Consider the following 18,052-nt stretch of genomic DNA (forward strand, 5'->3'; position numbering starts at 1 on the left):
GCAGCTTGGAAGCGTGACCTGGTCGAAGATAACGACGACGCTGGATTTGCTGCCCACGATGGCCAAAGCCGCACCTCGCCGGCTGGACCCCACGATCTGGCCGGCGACGGCGTCGTGTGACAAAGAAGGCCGGATCTGTGTTGGTGGGGTGCCGCTCACAGACGTCGCCGACGAATTCGACACCCCGGCCTACGTGATCGACGAAGCCGACTTCCGGCAGCGGGCCCGCCGCTGCCGCAGGGCGCTACGGGACGTCGAGGTGGTCTACCCCGGAAAGTCGTTGCTGGCCACCGCGGTTGCACGCTGGGCGCGCGAAGAAGGCCTCGGCCTCGACGTCACCTCACCGGGTGAACTGGCGGTGGGCCTGGCCGGCGGCGTGGACGCCGCACGAATCATCATGCACAGCAACGCCAAGTCCCCCGACGAGCTGCGTCAGGCCGTATCGGTGGGCGTCGGGCGCATTGTGCTGGACTCCAACATCGAGATTGCCTACCTGGCCGGCCTGGTCCGCGAGCGCCAGCGGGTGCTCATCCGGGTCACCCCGGATATCGAGGTAGCCGGGCAGCGGCCCCAGGCCGGGTTCAGCGCGGCGTTCGGGTTCACCCTGGACCGGGGCCATGCCGTCGACGCGGTGGGCCGCGTGCTGGCGCATCCGATCCTGGACCCGGTGGGATTGCACTGCCACCTGCCCCGCCAAGGCGCCCACCCCACCGACGCCGTGCGCTACGGCCAGACAATCCACCGGATGATCGCGGCGATGGCCGACATCCGAACCCGTCATGGCGTCATCCTCACCGAGCTGCACATCGGCGGCGGTCTCCCGCTGCGCGGTGAGAGCCAGCCGGGTCCGCTGAGCCTGGGCGAATTGGCCGCCGTTATCGACAACGCGCTGGACGAAGGGTGTGCGGGCGAGCACTTCCCCCGTCCGACCGTGGTGGTGGAGCCCGGTGCGGCGATCAGCGCGCAGGCCGCGGTGGCCCTGTACCGGGTGTGCTCGGTGAATACCCGTCCCAGCGGGCGCGTATTCGTCACGGTCGATGGCGCTACCAGCGACTACCCGGGCAGCGCGCCGTGTCAGGTTGCGCTGGCCAACCGGCATCCGCTGGTGAGTCGCCAGCTCGTCACCGTGGCCGGTCGCCACTGCGAGGCCGGCGAGGAGATCGCCCGCGACGTCGAGCTACCGGCCGACGTGCGGCCCGGCGACCTGCTGGCCGTCGCGGGCAGTGCGGCGAACCACGGCCTGGTGGCCGGCTACAACCTGGTTGGGCGGCCACCGCTGGTCAGCGTGTACCGAGGGCGGGTGCGCGAGCTGGTACGCCGCGAGACCACAGCCGACCTGCTGGCTCGCGACTGTCTCGCCGTCGAACGTGGGGCCTGATTTCTACTCGTCCTGCAGATGCGGGTCGGCTTCCAGGTGAGTCAGGCCGTTCCACATCAGGTTGACCAGATGCGCGGCCACCACTTCCTTCCTGGGCTCGCGGGTGTCCAGCCACCACTGGGCAGTCATCGACACCGAGCCCACCAACGCCTGGGCGTACAGCGGCGCCAGGTCAGGGTCGAGGCCGCGGCGGGCGAAGTCGCCGGCCAGGATCGAGCTGACCTGACTGACGGCGTCGTTGAGCAGGCTCGAGTAAGTGCCCGAGCTGATCGCCGCGGGCGAGTCGCGGATCATGATCCGGAATCCGTCGGTGCGTTCTTCGACGTAGGTGAGCAGCGCCAGCGCAACCCTCTCGACCCGCACCCGGGACCGGTTGTTGGTCAGCGACGAGGTGATGCCGTCCAGCAATGCGGACATCTCGCGGTCCACCACAACGGCGTAGAGGCCCTCCTTGCCGCCGAAATGCTCATAGACGACGGGCTTGGACACATTGGCGCGCTGGGCGATCTCCTCGATCGAGGTTCCTTCGTAGCCACGTTCGGCGAACAGCGATCGCGCAATGCCGATCAGTTGGTGTCGGCGCTCGCTGCCCGTCATCCGGGCGCGCGGGGTGCGGGCTTGGGGCTCTTTTTCGGGCGCTTTTTCCGGTTCCGCCACGCAGAACAGCGTATCGGGCGGGTGTGCTCGACTGTTCGGTGTGCAGGGGTTACGCGGGTGTGTTCGCGGCGTTGAGTCGGCAGACTAAAGTCTCATGGGCGGCGGCACGTGGACCGTCAGCAGCCAATCCGTCGTGGTGTAATCGGCAGCACCTCTGATTTTGGTTCAGATAGTTCAGGTTCGAGTCCTGGCGACGGAGCTTTAAGCGGAGCGCCTTTTGCCCCGAGCGTCCCCAAAATGTCACCCTTAGCGGCGTATCTGCGTGCATTCGCGGACGCTCGACCGAAACGTGAGGAGAGTTGATGACGTTTCGTGGTGACACTGACACCGCGGTCCTGGTCCTGGCGGCCGGCCCCGGCACCCGGATGCGCTCGGACACCCCCAAGGTGCTGCACACCCTCGGCGGCCGCAGCATGCTGTCGCACTCCCTGCACGCGATGACCAAGCTCGCACCCCAACACCTGGTCGTCGTGCTGGGCCACGACCACCAGCGGATATCGCCCCTGGTCGCCGAGCTGGCCGACCGGCTTGGTCGCACCATCGACGTCGCGCTGCAGGACAAGCCGCTGGGCACCGGGCATGCGGTGCTGTGCGGGCTGTCCGCACTGCCCGACGACTACGCGGGCATCGTCGTCGTCGCCGCGGGCGACACGCCGCTGCTGGATGCCGACACCTTGGCCGACCTGATCGCCGGCCACAGCGCCGCCTCGGCCGCAGTCACCGTGCTGACCACGACACTGGACGATCCATACGGCTACGGCCGGATCCTGCGCACCCAGGACAACGAGGTGATGGCGATCGTCGAGCAGACCGACGCCACCGCCTCGCAGCGTGACATCCGCGAGGTCAACACCGGCGTCTACGCCTTCGACATCGCCGCGCTGCGCTCTGCGCTGAGCCGGCTGAGCTCCAACAACGCCCAGCAGGAGCTCTACCTCACTGACGCCGTCGCCATCCTGCGCCGCGACGGCCACACGGTCAGCGCCCGCCACGTCGACGACAGCGCAGTGGTGGCCGGCGTAAACAACCGCGTCCAGCTCGCCGAACTGGGCGCCGAACTCAACCGCCGTATCGTGGCCGCCCACCAGCTCGCCGGCGTCACCGTGACCGACCCCGCCACCACGTGGATCGACGTGGACGTGACGATCGGGCGCGACACCGTCATCCACCCGAACACCCAGTTGCACGGCCGCACCCAGATCGGCGGCCGCTGCGTCGTCGGCCCGGACACCACCCTGACCGACGTCAGCGTCGGCGACGCCGCCTCCGTCGTCCGCACCCACGGCAGCGAGTCCGCGATCGGCGATGGCGCCGCCGTCGGCCCGTTCACGTTCTTGCGGCCGGGCACGGTGCTGGGCGCCGACGGGAAACTGGGCGCGTTCGTCGAGGTCAAGAACGCCACCATCGGCACCGGGACCAAGGTGCCGCACCTGACCTACGTCGGAGACGCCGACATTGGCGATCACAGCAACATCGGCGCATCCAGCGTGTTCGTCAACTACGACGGCAACACCAAGAGCCGCACCACAATCGGCTCGCACGTGCGGACCGGCTCGGACACCATGTTCGTGGCGCCGGTCACGGTCGGCGACGGTGCCTACACCGGTGCCGGCACCGTGATCCGCGAGGACGTGCCGCCGGGTGCGCTGGCGGTGTCGGCGGGCCCACAACGCAACATCGAGAACTGGGTGCAGCGCAAACGGCCCGGCACCGCGGCCGCTGAAGCCGCCGAGGCCGCCGGCCGCAAATCCGGCACCAACCAGACATCGTGATTTCGATTTCCGGCAACCCGGCTACGATGGGTCGTTCTTGTTTTGATTCCTATTCCGATCCCGACATGGCGAGGGCAGCCCGGTGAGCCACGACTGGACCGATAATCGCAAAAATTTGATGCTGTTCAGCGGCCGCGCCCATCCGGAGCTCGCCGAGCAGGTCGCCAAGGAACTCGACGTGCACGTCACCGCGCAGACGGCGCGGGACTTCGCCAACGGCGAGATCTTTGTGCGCTTCCACGAGTCGGTGCGCGGGTGCGACGCCTTCGTCCTGCAGTCCAACCCGGTGCCGGTGAACACCTGGCTGATGGAACAGCTCATCATGATCGACGCCCTCAAGCGGGGCAGCGCCAAACGGATCACCGCGGTCCTGCCGTTCTACCCCTACGCAAGGCAGGACAAGAAGCACCGCGGTCGCGAGCCGATCTCGGCGCGGCTGGTGGCCGACCTGCTCAAGACCGCGGGCGCCGACCGGATTGTGACCGTGGACCTGCACACCGACCAGATCCAGGGTTTCTTCGACGGCCCGGTCGATCACATGCGTGGGCAAAACCTGTTGACCGGCTATATCCGCGACAACTACCCGGACGGCAACATGGTCGTGGTCTCGCCGGACTCCGGCCGGGTGCGCATCGCCGAGAAATGGGCCGACGCGCTCGGCGGCGTGCCGCTGGCCTTCATCCACAAGACCCGTGATCCACGGGTGCCCAACCAGGTGGTGTCCAACCGCGTGGTCGGTGAGGTAGCCGGACGCACGTGCGTGCTGATCGACGACATGATCGACACCGGCGGCACCATTGCCGGCGCGGTCAAGTTGTTGCACGACGACGGCGCGAAGGACGTGATCATCGCGGCCACCCACGGTGTGCTGTCCGACCCGGCCGCCGAACGGCTGGCTAGCTGCGGCGCGCGGGAGGTGATCGTGACCAATACGCTGCCGATCAACGAGGAGAAGCGTTTCCCCCAGCTCACCGTTCTATCCATCGCACCGCTGTTGGCCAGCACCATCCGCGCGGTGTTCGAAAACGGCTCGGTCACTGGACTTTTCGACGGAGACGCGTAGATGGGTTCGGGTCGTGCCGTCATTTACCACAACCCCAAGTGCAGCACCTCACGCAAGACGCTGGATCTGTTGCGCGAGAGTGGATCTGAACCCGAAGTGGTGCAGTACCTGAAAACTCCGCCGTCCCGGGACGAACTGGCGCAGCTGATTGGCGATGCCGGCATCGAGGTGCGTGCCGCGGTGCGCAAGCGGGAGGCGCTGTACACCGAGCTCGGGTTGGCCGACGCCGACGACGAGGCGTTGCTCGATGCGATGGCCGAGCACCCAATCCTGATCGAGCGCCCGTTCGTCGTCACACCGAAGGGCACCCGCCTGGCCCGTCCGATCGACGCGGTACGCGAGATTCTGTGACGTTGCGGGCGATCCGGACACGCATGGCCGCGTTGCTTTGTCTGACCACCACATTGGTGGCCTGTGGACCGAAATCTCCGGACTACCAGTCGATCTGGACGACAAGTTCGACTACCAGCAGCACGCCGGAGGCCACGACGCCGATCCTCCCGCTGTCGAAGTACCTGGACGGTGAGGGCGTCACCGGCATTCCGGTCACACCGGGCGAGCTGACCGACCTAACGGTCTCGTTACCCACCCCGCCGGGCTGGGGGCCACGCGAGCCCGACGCGAAGACCGCGCCCAAAGCGGTGGTGATCTCCAAGGGCAACAACTACCCTGCGGCCATCCTGATCGTGCTGCGACTACGCGGCGACTTCAATCCAGCCGAAGCGATCAAGCACGCCAATGCCGATCTGCCGCAAGGTTTTCACCGGCTCGACGGCTCGGAAGCCGACTTCAACGGCTTTCCCTCGTCGATGGTGCAGGGCACCTACGAGCTCAAGGGCGCACGAATGCGCAGCTGGCAACGCGTCGTGCTGGCCACCGGTTCAGCACCGGACAACCAGAGGTATCTGGTTCAGTTGAACATCACCAGCTTCGACGGGCAGGCCGTCGCCGAATCCAACGACGTCGAGATGATCATCCGAGAGTTTGTGGTCGCCAAGAAGTAGCGCCCTAGTGGCGACCCGCTTCCTGGACCAACTGCACTCGCGAGGACAGCCCCAGCTTGGCGTAGACGTGGGTGAGGTGTGTCTGCACCGTGCGCGGTGAGATGAACAATCTCGCGCCGATCTCCTTGTTGCCCAAGCCTTCTGCGACCAAGCGCACCACGTCGAGCTCCATTGGCGTCAGCGAGCCCCATCCGCTGCTGGGCCGCTTGCGCTCACCTCGTCCACGCTGCGCATAGCCGATTGCCTCCTCGGTCGACAACGCGGAACCTTCGACCCAGTAGGCGTCGAGATCGCTTCGCCCCAACACCTCAATAACTGTCTGAAGCGTCGCGTCGTAGTCGGGTTGATACATCGGGAAGCGCACGTCCCCGGTGCGCTGCCGGATGCCATCCGCCGCGCCCAGAAGGCGCGCCGCGTGGGCGTAGTTGCCGCCGTCGGCCGCCAGGCGGGCAAGGCATTCCAGGGTCAGCGGCACCCGCCCATAGGCCCGGGTACGGACGGCAACCGCCAGGGATTGGTGCGCATCACGCTCGGCCTGGTCCGGGTCACCCTGGGCGAGTGCGACATGGGCACGCGCCGTCAGGGCCGCCGCTTGGTGGAATCCCGGGACCACCGCGACACTCTCGTCAGCCCAGCGACGCGCGGCTTCGAGCTCGCCGCAAGCTAGCTCCGCCTCGGCCATCGGCAGCATGCTTCTGGTGAGCAGTTCTTTCAGCGGATAGGTGTGCTGCCATGCGGCCTCGCAGGCTCGTTTGGCGGCCACGGCGTCGCCAAGGGCCAGCGCGGCGCCGGCCAGGGCCGCGTAGGCCGAGTCTTCGTGGAAGCCGCCCATCGCGGCGGAAACCTCAAGTGCCGCTTCGGCTGCGGCGTGGCCTGCGGCGGGATCCCCATGGTAGGTCAGCGCTTGCGCGAGGATTATGAGTCCGAACGTCTGCATCGAGCCGTCCTCGTCCGCCTTGGCCTCGGCGACCAGCGACCCCGCCATCGCAATGGCCTGCGCCAACTTGCCTTGCACAGAAAGCGCACTGCTCAGGAACGCACGGCTGTATCGGGACATCAGTTTGTCGCCCAGCGCGTCGGAGAGGTCGCGGCCCTCCTCTCCGGCCGCCTCTGATTCGACCGGAAGGCCGGCGACGCTATAGGCGAAGGTCTGGTAAGCACGGAGCTGGTGGAGCCCCAGAGCGTCCTCCGACGCGCGAGCCAGATCCGCCGCCTCGGCGAGGTACGTCTCGACCATTTCCGGATCGAAGATAACGTGCATACCGCAGGCCATCAGGCTGCGCACGATGAGCGCGCGGTCGTCGAGTTCGCGCGCAACAGCCAGTGCCTTTTCCGTTCTTTCCAGGCTGGCCGGGATCGAGGCCCAGACCGCTAGGATCGCAGCGTCGGCGACCGCCCGGACCAAGACCGCCGGAGGAATATCACTCGCCTCGTAGAGTTCGTCGGTGAAGACGGCATTGAAACCGGCCACCCCCTCGCGGAATCGCCCACGCTTCAACCAGAACTGGTGCAGCGAGGACAGCAGCTCCAGCGCCGGACCGATCTCGGCCATCTCCCGGCACCACGTGTAAGCCGCGCGCAGGTTGTCGATCTCGACTTCGGCCCACTGGAGCAGCGGTGAGCCGTCGCCCGCCGCCCGCGCTTCAAGTGCTGCCGCGGTGGCGAGGTAGTAGTCGCGGTGACGGGTACGCACGGTGTCGGCTTCGCCTGACTCGCCCAGCTTTTCCAGCCCGTACTGGCGCACCGTTTCCAGCAGCCGGTATCTCATTGCGCCGTGTGCTTCTTCGGCGACGATGAGCGATTTGTCGACCAGCAGTCCCAGCTGGTCGATGAGCTGGAATCGCTCGGCGTCGCTGCTTGCACCGACTGCGTGGGCGGCGTCGAGATCGAAGCCACCCATGAATACCGCCAGCCGCCGGAACAGGATGCGTTCCGGCTCGGTGAGCATCGCGTGCGACCAGTCGACGGAAGCGCGCAGCGTCTGCTGACGGCGAACCGCGGTACGCGCGCCGCCGGTCAGTACGCGGAAGCTGTTGTGCAGGCCGTCGACGATCTGGGTCAGCGAAAGGGTGCGAATCCGGGCGGCCGCCAGCTCGATCGCCAGCGGCATGCCGTCCAATCGTCGGCAGATTTCGGCGACGCCGGCCGAGTTCTCCGCTGTGACAGCGAAATCGTGCCGGACCCGGCGGGCGCGGTCGGCGAATAGCTCGATGGCTTCGTCGTCCAGCGACAACGACGGCACCCGCCAAGTCAGTTCGCCCGCGACGCCGATCGGCTCGCGGCTGGTGGCCAGAATCGACACCGCAGATCCCGCATTCAGCAGAGTCACCACCGCGTCACCGCTGGCATCCAGCAGATGCTCGCAGTTGTCGAGTATCAGCAACATCTTTCGGTCCCTGACGAATCTGGTCACTGCATCCATCGTCGGCCGTCCGGGCTGATCGGGCAGTCCAAGCGTCCGCGCGAGAACGACTGGAACAACGGCAGGATCGTTGACCGGTGCCAGATCGACATACCAAATGCCGTCGGGAAACTCGGCGCCGAGTCGTGCCGCGACTTCGGTGGCGAGTCGCGTCTTGCCGGCGCCGCCGGCGCCGGTCAAGGTGACCAGCCGGTTACCGGTGACCAACTCACCCAGTTCGGCCATCTGTCCTCGTCGTCCAACGAAACTCGTCAGCTGGGTCGGAAGATTGTGCGAGGCAACGGTGTCCCCGACCCGAAGTGGCGGGAACTCGTTACGCAGATCGGAGTGGCACAGTTGCAGCACGCGCTCGGGGCGCGGCACACCCTTGAGCGGATAACAGCCCAGATCGGTTAACCAGACGCCGCCCGGCAGCCGATCCCCGACGATAGCTTCCGTCGCACCCGACAACACTGTTTGACCGCCGTGGGCCAGATCCCTTATCCGAGCCGCACGGTTAATCGTCGGCCCCGCATAATTCCCCTCATCCCGAAGCTGAATCTCCCCAGTATGCAACCCAATCCGAATCCGAATCGGCGCCAACCGCGCCCGCTGCAACGCCAACGCACACCCCACAGCATCACTAGCCCGCGCAAACGCCGCCACGAAACTGTCACCCTCACCCTGCTCCACCGGACGCACCCCACCAAACCCCGCAACAGCCTCATCAACCGCGCGATTCAGCAACCCCAACGCCGCCGCCATCTGCTCAGGCTGGGTCTCCCACAACCGCGTCGACCCCTCCACATCAGCCAACAGCAACGTCACCGTCCCAGTCGGCAACAACTCGCTCACACCCAGATCACTCCAGTTCAGCGGCGGTACCTCCGCGTGTTGGCTCATGGTAGCCAGCTTCACGCTTCGCATAGCGGAAAACATCCGCCAGAACGCTTAGTTCCCTCGCGCGAGCAGACGCAAAGGCACCGGTTTCGGCACGAAACCGGTGCCTTTGCGTCTGCTCGGCATCACTAGTGGCGGACGGCCTCCTGGACGAGCTGCACCCGGGACGTCAAACTCAGCTTTGCGTAGACATGCGTCAGGTGTGTCTGCACCGTGCGCGGCGAGACGAACAGCCGCGCGCCGATCTCCTTATTACCCAGCCCCTCGCCCACCAGACGCACCACGTCGAGTTCCATCGGCGTCAGCGACTCCCAGCCGCTGGCGGGGCGTTTGCGTTCGCCGCGGCCACGCTGCGCATACGCGACCGCCTCCTCGGTCGACAAGGCGCTGCCCTCCGACCACGCGGTATCAAAGTCACTGGACCCCAATGACTCTCGAACGGCCGTCACAACAGCGTCGTAGCCGGCTTGATACATCGGGAACCGGATGTGCTCGGTGCGCTGCCGGATTGCGTCGGCCGCGCCCAACAACCGTGCCGCATACGGGTGGCTGCCGCCGCCGGCCGCCAAGCAGGCCAGGCATTCCAACGTGTCTGGGACGCGCAGATACCCCTGCGTTTCTGTGGCCACCGCGAGGGCTTCGTGTGCGTCACGTTCGGCTTGTGCCGATTTGCCCTGTGCGATCCCGACAAACGCGCGAGCGGTCAGTGCGGCGACCCGATGACAGCCAGGCACCAGCGCGACAGCCTCGTCGGCCCTCCGGCGAGCCGCCGTAAGGTCACCACATGCCAAGGCGGCCTCGGCGGCCGGAGAGAAGCTAGTGGTAAACGACAACCGCTCCGGAACCGTGTGGTGAAAAGCTTCCTCAGCCGCCAGTCTGGCCGCAGCAGCGTCGCCACGGGCGAGTGCGGCCACGGCAAATGCACCGCACACCGCGTCGCCGTAGACTCCGCCCATCGCTTCAGCGGCCTGTTGCGCGGATTCCGCGGCGGCGTGTGCGGCGGCGGCTCGCCCCAGGTGCGCCTGTGTATATGCGTGCCCAGTCGCAGCGAAAGCCTGCATGGGCAGGTCCCCCGCGGCCTCCGCACTAGCGACCGTACTGCGAGTTATCTCCGCAGCCTGCGCGAGATCGCCTAGCTCCCAAAGAGTTACTCCCAACCACGCTCGGCAGCTTCTGGCAATGAACTGGTCACCAAGCTCGTCGGCGATGTCACGTCCCTCTTCGGCGCATGCGAGCCCCGCGGTCGGCTCCCCACCGATCGCGCAAACGGCGGACATGTAAATGAAGGTCCCGCACAGTGTCCACTTGTCCTCTGTCCGACGAGCTAGGTCGATCGCCTCCCCAAAGGAGATTCGAGCAACGTCAGGGTTGTAAAGGCCGAGCGCGCCGCACGCGATGAGGGCTCGCGCCGTCAATTCCGAGTCATTGAGCCGACGCGCGATAGCCACGGCTTCTTGCGCACGTTCCATGCTCATCGGCACCGCGATCCATCCGGCGAGGGCGGCTTGATCGGCCACCGCTCGCGCCCAGGCGCTCGGAGCGATCGTTTCGGGAGACTGATCGGACAAAATCGAGTCGAACCCGGCGAGCGCCTCGCGGAAACTGCCGCGGCGCAACCAATACTGCTGCAGCGAGGACACAAGTTGTAACGCGACCTCGAAGTCAGCGTTCTCCCGACTCCAGACGAACGCGGCACGCAAATTGTCGATCTCGACATCCACCCACTTCATCAGGGACTCGACCCCGGCCAGTCCTCGGGCGTACAACTCCGTAGCCTTGCCGCTGTAGTAGTCGCGGTGGCGGGTGCGCACCTCGTCGGCTTCGCCGGATTCGCCGAGCTTTTCCTGCGCGTACTGTCGCACGGTCTCCAACAATCGGTAACGCATTCCGGTCCCGGTGTCGTCCGCTACTACCAGCGACTTGTCGACGAGTAGGCCGAGCTGGTCCATCAGCTGATAGAACTCCACCTCTCTGCTCGACCCCACCACTTGCGCGGCGTCCAGATCGAACCCGCCGGCAAAAGCCGCGAGTCGCCGAAACAGCACCTGCTCGGGCTCGGTGAGTAGCGCATGCGACCAATCGACCGAGGCCCGCAGCGTTTGCTGGCGCCGCACCGCGGTACGCGCACCACCGGTCAACAACCGGAATCGGTCGTGCAGACTGTCCACGATCTGGTTCAGTGACAACGCCCTGATGCGCGCCGCAGCAAGCTCAATCGCTAACGGCATCCCGTCCAGCCGAACGCAGATCTCGGTTACCAAGGCGGAATTATCCTCCCCGACAACGAAATCCGGTCGTGCGCGGCGGGCACGATCGGCGAACAACACGATCGCCTCGTCGTCAAGCGACAGCGAGGGCACCCGCCAATTCAACTCACCCGGCACCCCCAGCGGTTCACGGCTGGTGGCCAGAATCGTCAGGTGCGCGCAGGATTTGAGCAACTCGACGATCATGTCGCTACAGGCATCAAGCAGATGCTCACAGTTGTCGAGTAACAGCAGCATCGTCTTGTCGCCGAAGAACCGCACCAACAGCTCCGTAGTGGAGCGGCCCGGCTGATCGGGCAGACCGAGCGTGCGCGCTGTGGTGACCGACACCACCGCAGAATTGCTGACCGGTGCCAGGTCGACGTACCACAGCCCGTCGGGAAACACGGCAGTCAACTGCGCCGCGACCTCCACGGCAAGCCGTGTCTTGCCCGCGCCACCGGCACCTGTGAGCGTCACCAACCGATTGCCTTCAACCAACTGCCGCAGTTCGACGATTGCCGCTTGACGTCCGACAAAGCTGGTCAACTGAGCCGGCAGATTGTGCGATGTCGTAGCGCTGCGGACCCGAAGTGGCAGGAACTCGTTACGTAAGTCCGGATGGCACAACTGCACCACCCGCTCCGGGCGCGGAAGGCCCTTGAGCGGATAGCTTCCCAGATCGGCCAGCCACACCCCTTCCGGCAGCCGATCGGCCACCAGCGATTCGGTGACCCCCGACAACACTGTTTGACCGCCGTGGGCCAGATCCCTTATCCGAGCCGCACGGTTAATCGTCGGCCCCGCATAATTCCCCTCATCCCGAAGCTGAATCTCCCCAGTATGCAACCCAATCCGAATCCGAATCGGCGCCAACGGCGCCCGCTGCAACGCCAACGCACACCCCACAGCATCACTAGCCCGCGCAAACGCCGCCACGAAACTGTCACCCTCACCCTGCTCCACCGGACGCACCCCACCAAACCCCGCAACAGCCTCATCAACCGCGCGATTCAGCAACCCCAACGCCGCCGCCATCTGCTCAGGCTGGGTCTCCCACAACCGCGTCGACCCCTCCACATCAGCCAACAGCAACGTCACCGTCCCAGTCGGCAACAACTCGCTCACACCCAGATCACTCCAGTTCAGCGGCGGTACCTCCGCGTGTTGGCTCATGGTAGCCAGCTTCACCTGCGCAACCCCGCCAATACATCCGCCAGAACGCGCAGACGGCAGAACTGGGTCAACGCGAATACGCGTATCGGTGGCGCAAACTACGCGCTGTGACGGATGGTTCTGGGCGCAATTCGCCGGATAGTCGCTGCCATGACAACCACCACCGCACTCGAATGCCCCACCATCGCCTACCACCACCTCACCGATCCGGCGGACGCACACCGGGCCATCGCAGCGGCCCGCGCCGAGTCCCCGATCGCCATCGGCCCCTACGGCCCCGAGGTGCTCAGCTTCGACCTGGTCCGCACCGTGCTGCGCGACGATCGGTTCGTCACCGCCGACGGCCTGGGTCTGGGCGCCTTCGGCATCACCTCCGGCCCGCTGTGGGACAGGGCGGTCAGCAACATCCTGGGCCTCGACGGTGTTGAGCACCACCGGTTGCGGCGACTGGTGTCGAAGGCCTTCTCGCCGCGCGCGGCGGAACGCATGCGCACCCTGGCCGTCGAAATCATCACCGGGCGTGTGGAACCTCTCATCACCGTCGGGCACTGCGACGTCGTCGCTGACATCGCCCGGCGCTATCCGACGCCGATCATCTGCGCGCTGCTGGGTGCTCCGCCCGAGGATTGGCAGCTGTTCTCCGACTGGACCGACGACATCAAGAAGCTGTTCGAGCCCACCGTCGCCGACGACACCCCGGCGATCCTGTCGGCCTGGAACGAATTGGACGCCTACTTGGAGGACTTGATCTCGGCCCGACGCAAGTCGCTCAGCGACGACCTGATCTCCGATCTGATCCGCGCCGAAGAAGACGGCGACCGCCTGAGCCACGAAGAACTGCTGATGCTGTGCGCCACCCTGCTCAGCGCCGGCACCGACACCACTCGCAACCAGCTCGCCGCGGCGGTGCAAACCCTGGCCGCCCACCCGGGCCAGTGGGCCACCCTCGCTCGGTATCCCGAATGCGCACCGGACGCCGTTCACGAGCTGATGCGTTACAGCCCAATCATTTTCGGGGTCATCCGGCAGGCTGCCGAGGACGTCGAGCTGGCCGGCGTCCACATCCCGGCAGGTTCGCTGGTGCTGGCCAACACCGCGTCGGCCAACCGGGATCCCGCTGCCTGCCCCGAGCCGGAACGGCTCGACATCACCCGACGCAACGCAGCGGCCATCCTCAACTTCGGCGGCGGCGTGCACTATTGCCTCGGCGCCCACCTGGCTCGGCTGGAGCTGACCGAAGCGCTGCGGGTCATCACTGCGCGGATGCCGAACCCCCGCCTGGCCGGACCCTGCCCATGGCCAACCATGGCCGGCATCACCGGACCCCTCAGCGTCCCGCTGGAGTTCGACACCTCAGACTGAGGGGCATGACGAATTGGACAGCAGCCGACCTCCCCTCCTTCCAAGGGCGCACCGTGATCGTCACCGGCGCCAACAGCGGACTGGGCGCGATTACGGCGCGCGAGCTCGCCGGCCGCGGCGCCACCATCGTCATGGCCGTTCGCAACATCGGCAAGGGCGAAGTGGCGGCGAAGCAGGTCTCGGGTGACGTCGAGGTCCGCCCGCTCGACCTGCAGGACCTGTCGTCGGTGCGGGCATTCGCCGACGGTGTGGACGGGGCCGACATCCTGATCAACAACGCCGGCATCATGGCCGCCCCGTACGCGCTGACCGTCGACGGCTTCGAGAGCCAGATCGGCACCAACCACCTAGGCCACTTCGCGCTGACGAACCTGCTGCTGCCCAAGCTGCGGGATCGGGTGGTGACGGTGTCGTCGATGGCGCACTGGCCGGGCCGGATCAATCTTGACGACTTGAACTGGCAGCGCCGGCGCTACTCGCCGTGGCTGGCATACAGCCAGTCCAAGTTGGCCAACTTGCTATTCACCAGCGAACTGCAGCGCCTCCTGGACGCCGCGGGTTCACCGCTACGCGCGTTGGCCGCCCATCCCGGCTACTCGCACACCAACCTGCAAGGAGCATCCGGGCGCAAGCTCAGCGACGCGGTAGTGGGTGCGGCGACCCGGCTGATCGGCACCGACGCCGCTTTCGGCGCCCGGCAAACGCTGTACGCGGCGTCCCAGGATCTGCCGGGCAACACGCTCATCGGTCCGCGATTCGGCTACCTCGGCCGCACCCAGCCGGTCGGGCGAAGCCGCGCGGCTCGGGACACGACCATGGCTACCGCGCTGTGGGAGCTGTCCGAGCAGCTCACCGACACCAAGTTTGCCGCGCAGGCATAGCCGCACCGCCAAGTTCCGCAGACCCAATATCTGCAGCCGGGGCAGGTTCGCAGCGATTTCTCGTCCAACGAACGAGGCTGCTACCCTGACCAAGCGTCACGGCGAGGGTGCACCGGCTTAACCAGCACCGTTATCGACGGAGACCGACAGTTCGTCGCGATCCTGGCCGTGCCTTACACACAGGAGCGACTCTTATGGCCAAAGCCACGATCAACCAGCTCAGCGCCACCGTGCGTACCGAGACCGGCAAAGGCGCCTCGCGCCGGGCCCGCCGGGAAGGCAAGATTCCCGCCGTTCTGTACGGCCACGGCAGCGAACCTCAGCACCTCGAACTGCCCGGCCACGATTTCGCGGCCGTGCTGCGCCACTCGGGTACCAATGCAGTGCTCACCCTGGACATCGACGGCAAGGAGCAGCTTGCGCTGACCAAGGCCCTCGACATCCACCCGATCCGGCGCAGCATTCAGCACGCCGACCTGCTGGTGGTGCGCCGCGGCGAGAAGGTGACCGTCGAGGTGAATGTCATCGTTGAGGGCGACGCCGGGCCAGACACCCTGGTCACCCAGGACGCCAACGCCATCGAGATCGAGGCCGAGGCCCTGTCGATTCCCGAGCAGTTGACCGTGTCGGTGGAGGGCGCAGAAGCCGGCACCCAGTTCACCGCCGGCCAGATTCAGCTGCCCAAGGGCGTCTCGCTGGTCTCCGATCCCGAGCTGCTGGTGGTCAACGTGGTCCAGGCGCCGACAGCTGAGGATCTCGCCGAAGAGGGCGCCGGCGAGGAGGGCGTGGCCGCCGAAGAAGAAGCCGGCGACGAGGCCGAAGGCGAGGCCGACGCCGAGGCCGAAGCCGGCTCCGAGTAGCGCGACGTGGCCGAACCGCTGCTAGTGGTCGGCCTGGGCAACCCCGGCGAGAACTACGCCCGAACGCGGCACAACGTCGGGTTCATGGTTGCCGACGTGCTCGCCACCCGCCTTGGCGCAAAGTTCAAGGCGCACAAGCGTTCTGGTGCCGAGGTGAGCACCGGGCGGCTGGCCGGCCGCGCGGTGGTGCTGGCCAAACCACGCAGCTACATGAACGAGTCCGGCCGACAGGTCGGGCCGCTGGCCAAGTTCTACTCGGTGGCCCCCGCCGACATCATCGTTATCCACGACGACCTCGACCTTGATTTCGGCAAAATCCGCCTCAAACTGGGCGGCGGTGAAGGCGGCCACAACGGGCTGCGTTCGCTGGCTGCCGCGTTGGGCAGCAAGGACTTTCAGCGGGTTCGGATCGGGATCGGCCGTCCACCGGGCCGCAAGGACCCGGCGGCGTTCGTGCTGGAGCCGTTCAACGCCACCGAACGCCCCGAGATCCCGACCATCTGCGAGCAGGCCGCCGACGCCACCGAGCTCCTGATCGAACTCGGCCTCGAACCGGCGCAAAATCGGGTGCACGCCTGGCCCTGAGCCGACTGCGGGGCCGCCTAGGTGACCAGGGTGACCGAGTTCGCCCGGCGCAGCTTGCCCGACGGCGTCTTCGGGATGGTCCCGGGCCCGAGCACCACGACGTTGCGCGGACGCACGTCGACCTCCTTGACGACCTCGTGGGCGACGTCGTGCTCGATGCGGCGAACTTGCGCGGGGTCCTCGAACGCGTTGGACTCCACCGCGACGGCGAATGACTCGCGCGAATGCCCGGCATCCAGCCGCACGGCCACCGCGCAACCCGGACGCACACCTGCGACACGGCCGGCGGCCCGCTCGATATCGGTCGGATAGATGTTGCGGCCGGCCATGATGATGACGTCCTTTACCCGGCCGCACACCACCACGTGTCCCTCGTCGGTGAGGTAGCCCAGGTCGCCGGTGTCGTACCAGCCGTGCTCGTCCTGAGCCGGCATGAAACCGCCCATGGTGAGGTAGCCGGGGGTGACGCACTCGCCACGCAGCTCGATGACACCGACGCCGCGGGCCGGCACCACATTGCCGTCCTCATCGACGATGCGGGCTTCCAAGTCCTGCAGCAGCGGCCCCAAGGTGGCCAGCCGGCGGGTGTTGCCTTTGGTCGCGGGTACCGCCCGCCGCAACGCAACCAGCAGATCGTTGTCCACCTCGTCGACCACGAGCCCGGAATTGCATTTGGAGAACGACACCGCCAGCGTTGTTTCGGCCATGCCGTAGGCCGGCAGGATCGCCGAGGGCCGCAGGCCGAACGGCTTGCCCGCGTCCAGCAGGTCTTCGACGTCGGCTGGGTCGACGGGCTCGGCGCCGGATAGCGCGAACCGCAGGGTGGACAAGTCGAACTGCCCGGCGTTGGCCTGCCGGCGCAACCGCTTGGCCAGCAGCGCGTAGGCGAAGTTGGGCGCCGCGGTCATGGTGCCCTTGTACTTGTCGATCAGCTTCGCCCACAGCAGGGTGTCCCGCAGGAAGTCCATCGGGGTGACCTTGACCAGCTCGGCGCCGAAGAACATCGGGATGGTGAGGAACCCGACCATGCCCATGTCGTGGAAGCAGGGCAGCCAGCTGACCATGACGTCTTTGTCGACGTCGTACTCGGCGCCGATGAACATCGCCTCGGCGTTGGAGTAGATGTTGCGGTGGGTGATCTGGACCGCTTTGGGAGACCCTGTCGATCCGGACGTCAGCTGCATCAGCGCCAGGTCGTCCTCACCGACGTCGATCGGGTCGATCGGGTCCGACGCCAGCAGATCGGCGACCGTGAGGACCTTGATGCCCTTCTGCTCGAGCACCGGAATGGCGACCGTGAACGGTTCGGAGACCACCACGGCCTTGGCCTCGATCATGCCGATGACGGTCATGGTGTCCTCGGCCCACACCGCCAGGTCGGTGCGGGGCGTGGGCTGGTGCAGCATGGTCAGGCTGGCGCCGCGCATCCACAGGCCCTGCGCGGTGGGGGCGATCTCCACTGGGAAGCCGGCGAGCACGCCGACGGCGTCGCCGAGGCCGATGCCGGCAGCCGCTAGCCCGCCGGCGATACAGCGGGCACGCTCGTGCACCTCGCCCCAGGTGTGCCGGACGGGTTCGTGGGGTTCACCGGTCACCATGCCCGTCGTCGCGGTGCGGGCATTGTGGAACATCTTCTCGGTAAACCTGCTCACGCAAACCTCCTCGGTCCAACGCTTCCCCAAGGTCCGGGTTTTCATGTTCCACCTGCCACATCTCGCTTCGAGGCAGGCGCGCATACATATTGGGAAGCGTTTAGGTCTCGATTTG

The 18,052-nt window shown here is 66.5% G+C and carries 13 protein-coding genes and 1 tRNA gene; 10 read left to right on the forward strand and 4 right to left on the reverse strand.

Features of this window, described 5'->3' with window-relative positions; translation table 11 throughout:
- Nucleotides 1–58 precede the first annotated feature (58 nt).
- Nucleotides 59–1,378, forward strand: a complete 1,320-nt coding sequence (locus H0P51_RS22825) for a diaminopimelate decarboxylase family protein (RefSeq protein ID WP_180919174.1) — start codon at nt 59–61, stop codon at nt 1,376–1,378.
- A 3-nt stretch (nt 1,379–1,381) separates the two neighbouring features.
- Here the strand turns inward: H0P51_RS22825 and H0P51_RS22830 are convergent, their stop codons facing one another.
- A complete protein-coding gene (locus H0P51_RS22830) occupies nt 1,382–1,975 on the reverse strand; it encodes a TetR/AcrR family transcriptional regulator (protein WP_180919175.1) in 594 nt (197 codons plus the stop codon).
- A gap of 187 nt (nt 1,976–2,162) precedes the next feature.
- Between H0P51_RS22830 and H0P51_RS22835 the strand changes: the two genes are divergently transcribed.
- The 5 genes from H0P51_RS22835 to H0P51_RS22855 all read left to right on the forward strand — a co-directional run bounded on the left by H0P51_RS22835 (nt 2,163) and on the right by H0P51_RS22855 (nt 5,874).
- Nucleotides 2,163–2,234 (forward strand) — tRNA-Gln (locus H0P51_RS22835).
- 103 nt (nt 2,235–2,337) lie between these two features.
- Nucleotides 2,338–3,807, forward strand: a complete 1,470-nt coding sequence (glmU, locus tag H0P51_RS22840; RefSeq protein ID WP_180915114.1) for a bifunctional UDP-N-acetylglucosamine diphosphorylase/glucosamine-1-phosphate N-acetyltransferase GlmU — start codon at nt 2,338–2,340, stop codon at nt 3,805–3,807.
- Between the two features lie 82 nt (nt 3,808–3,889).
- Nucleotides 3,890–4,870 (forward strand): ribose-phosphate diphosphokinase, encoded by a 981-nt coding sequence (locus H0P51_RS22845; protein WP_180915115.1) that lies wholly within the window; start codon nt 3,890–3,892, stop codon nt 4,868–4,870.
- Nucleotides 4,871–5,221: an arsenate reductase (glutaredoxin) gene (gene arsC, locus H0P51_RS22850; protein ID WP_180915116.1), complete on the forward strand. Its 351-nt coding sequence runs from the start codon at nt 4,871–4,873 to the stop codon at nt 5,219–5,221.
- Nucleotides 5,222–5,223: 2 nt separating this feature from the next.
- Entirely contained in the window at nt 5,224–5,874 is a 651-nt protein-coding gene (locus H0P51_RS22855) for an LpqN/LpqT family lipoprotein (RefSeq protein WP_180919176.1), read from the forward strand.
- A gap of 4 nt (nt 5,875–5,878) precedes the next feature.
- On the opposite strand, the gene H0P51_RS22860 is transcribed toward H0P51_RS22855, so the two are convergent.
- A complete protein-coding gene (locus H0P51_RS22860) occupies nt 5,879–9,178 on the reverse strand; it encodes a helix-turn-helix transcriptional regulator (protein WP_180915117.1) in 3,300 nt (1,099 codons plus the stop codon).
- A gap of 125 nt (nt 9,179–9,303) precedes the next feature.
- On the reverse strand, nt 9,304–12,597 hold the full coding sequence (locus H0P51_RS22865) for a LuxR family transcriptional regulator (protein WP_180915118.1): 3,294 nt from the start codon (nt 12,595–12,597) through the stop codon (nt 9,304–9,306).
- 150 nt (nt 12,598–12,747) lie between these two features.
- Between H0P51_RS22865 and H0P51_RS22870 the strand changes: the two genes are divergently transcribed.
- The 4 genes from H0P51_RS22870 to pth all read left to right on the forward strand — a co-directional run bounded on the left by H0P51_RS22870 (nt 12,748) and on the right by pth (nt 16,285).
- Nucleotides 12,748–13,959: a cytochrome P450 gene (locus tag H0P51_RS22870; protein ID WP_180915119.1), complete on the forward strand. Its 1,212-nt coding sequence runs from the start codon at nt 12,748–12,750 to the stop codon at nt 13,957–13,959.
- Between the two features lie 5 nt (nt 13,960–13,964).
- Complete coding sequence (locus H0P51_RS22875) at nt 13,965–14,840, forward strand: oxidoreductase (RefSeq protein WP_180915120.1); 876 nt, start codon at nt 13,965–13,967, stop codon at nt 14,838–14,840.
- A gap of 194 nt (nt 14,841–15,034) precedes the next feature.
- Nucleotides 15,035–15,700, forward strand: coding sequence for a 50S ribosomal protein L25/general stress protein Ctc (locus H0P51_RS22880; protein ID WP_180915121.1), 666 nt, complete (start codon nt 15,035–15,037; stop codon nt 15,698–15,700).
- Between the two features lie 6 nt (nt 15,701–15,706).
- The gene (gene pth / locus H0P51_RS22885) at nt 15,707–16,285 is read left to right on the forward strand and encodes an aminoacyl-tRNA hydrolase (RefSeq protein WP_180915122.1); all 579 of its coding nucleotides are present in this window, start codon (nt 15,707–15,709) and stop codon (nt 16,283–16,285) included.
- Nucleotides 16,286–16,302: 17 nt separating this feature from the next.
- Here pth and H0P51_RS22890 read toward each other — a convergent pair whose 3' ends face one another.
- The gene (locus H0P51_RS22890) at nt 16,303–17,937 is read right to left on the reverse strand and encodes a fatty acyl-AMP ligase (RefSeq protein ID WP_180915123.1); all 1,635 of its coding nucleotides are present in this window, start codon (nt 17,935–17,937) and stop codon (nt 16,303–16,305) included.
- Nucleotides 17,938–18,052: the final 115 nt, after the last annotated feature.

It is taken from the genome of Mycobacterium vicinigordonae, from assembly GCF_013466425.1.
Classification (GTDB): domain Bacteria; phylum Actinomycetota; class Actinomycetes; order Mycobacteriales; family Mycobacteriaceae; genus Mycobacterium; species Mycobacterium vicinigordonae.

What these genes read in the sequence shown, in the direction of transcription:
- H0P51_RS22880 (WP_180915121.1), top strand. Translation starts at nt 15,035, where the DNA reads ATGGCCAAAGCCACGATCAACCAGCTCAGCGCCACCGTGCGTACCGAG.
- H0P51_RS22870 (WP_180915119.1), top strand. Translation starts at nt 12,748, where the DNA reads ATGACAACCACCACCGCACTCGAATGCCCCACCATCGCCTACCACCAC.
- glmU (WP_180915114.1), top strand. Translation starts at nt 2,338, where the DNA reads ATGACGTTTCGTGGTGACACTGACACCGCGGTCCTGGTCCTGGCGGCC.
- H0P51_RS22830 (WP_180919175.1), bottom strand. Translation starts at nt 1,975, where the DNA reads ATGACGGGCAGCGAGCGCCGACACCAACTGATCGGCATTGCGCGATCG.
- arsC (WP_180915116.1), top strand. Translation starts at nt 4,871, where the DNA reads ATGGGTTCGGGTCGTGCCGTCATTTACCACAACCCCAAGTGCAGCACC.
- H0P51_RS22825 (WP_180919174.1), top strand. Translation starts at nt 59, where the DNA reads ATGGCCAAAGCCGCACCTCGCCGGCTGGACCCCACGATCTGGCCGGCG.
- H0P51_RS22875 (WP_180915120.1), top strand. Translation starts at nt 13,965, where the DNA reads ATGACGAATTGGACAGCAGCCGACCTCCCCTCCTTCCAAGGGCGCACC.
- H0P51_RS22860 (WP_180915117.1), bottom strand. Translation starts at nt 9,178, where the DNA reads ATGAGCCAACACGCGGAGGTACCGCCGCTGAACTGGAGTGATCTGGGT.
- H0P51_RS22865 (WP_180915118.1), bottom strand. Translation starts at nt 12,597, where the DNA reads ATGAGCCAACACGCGGAGGTACCGCCGCTGAACTGGAGTGATCTGGGT.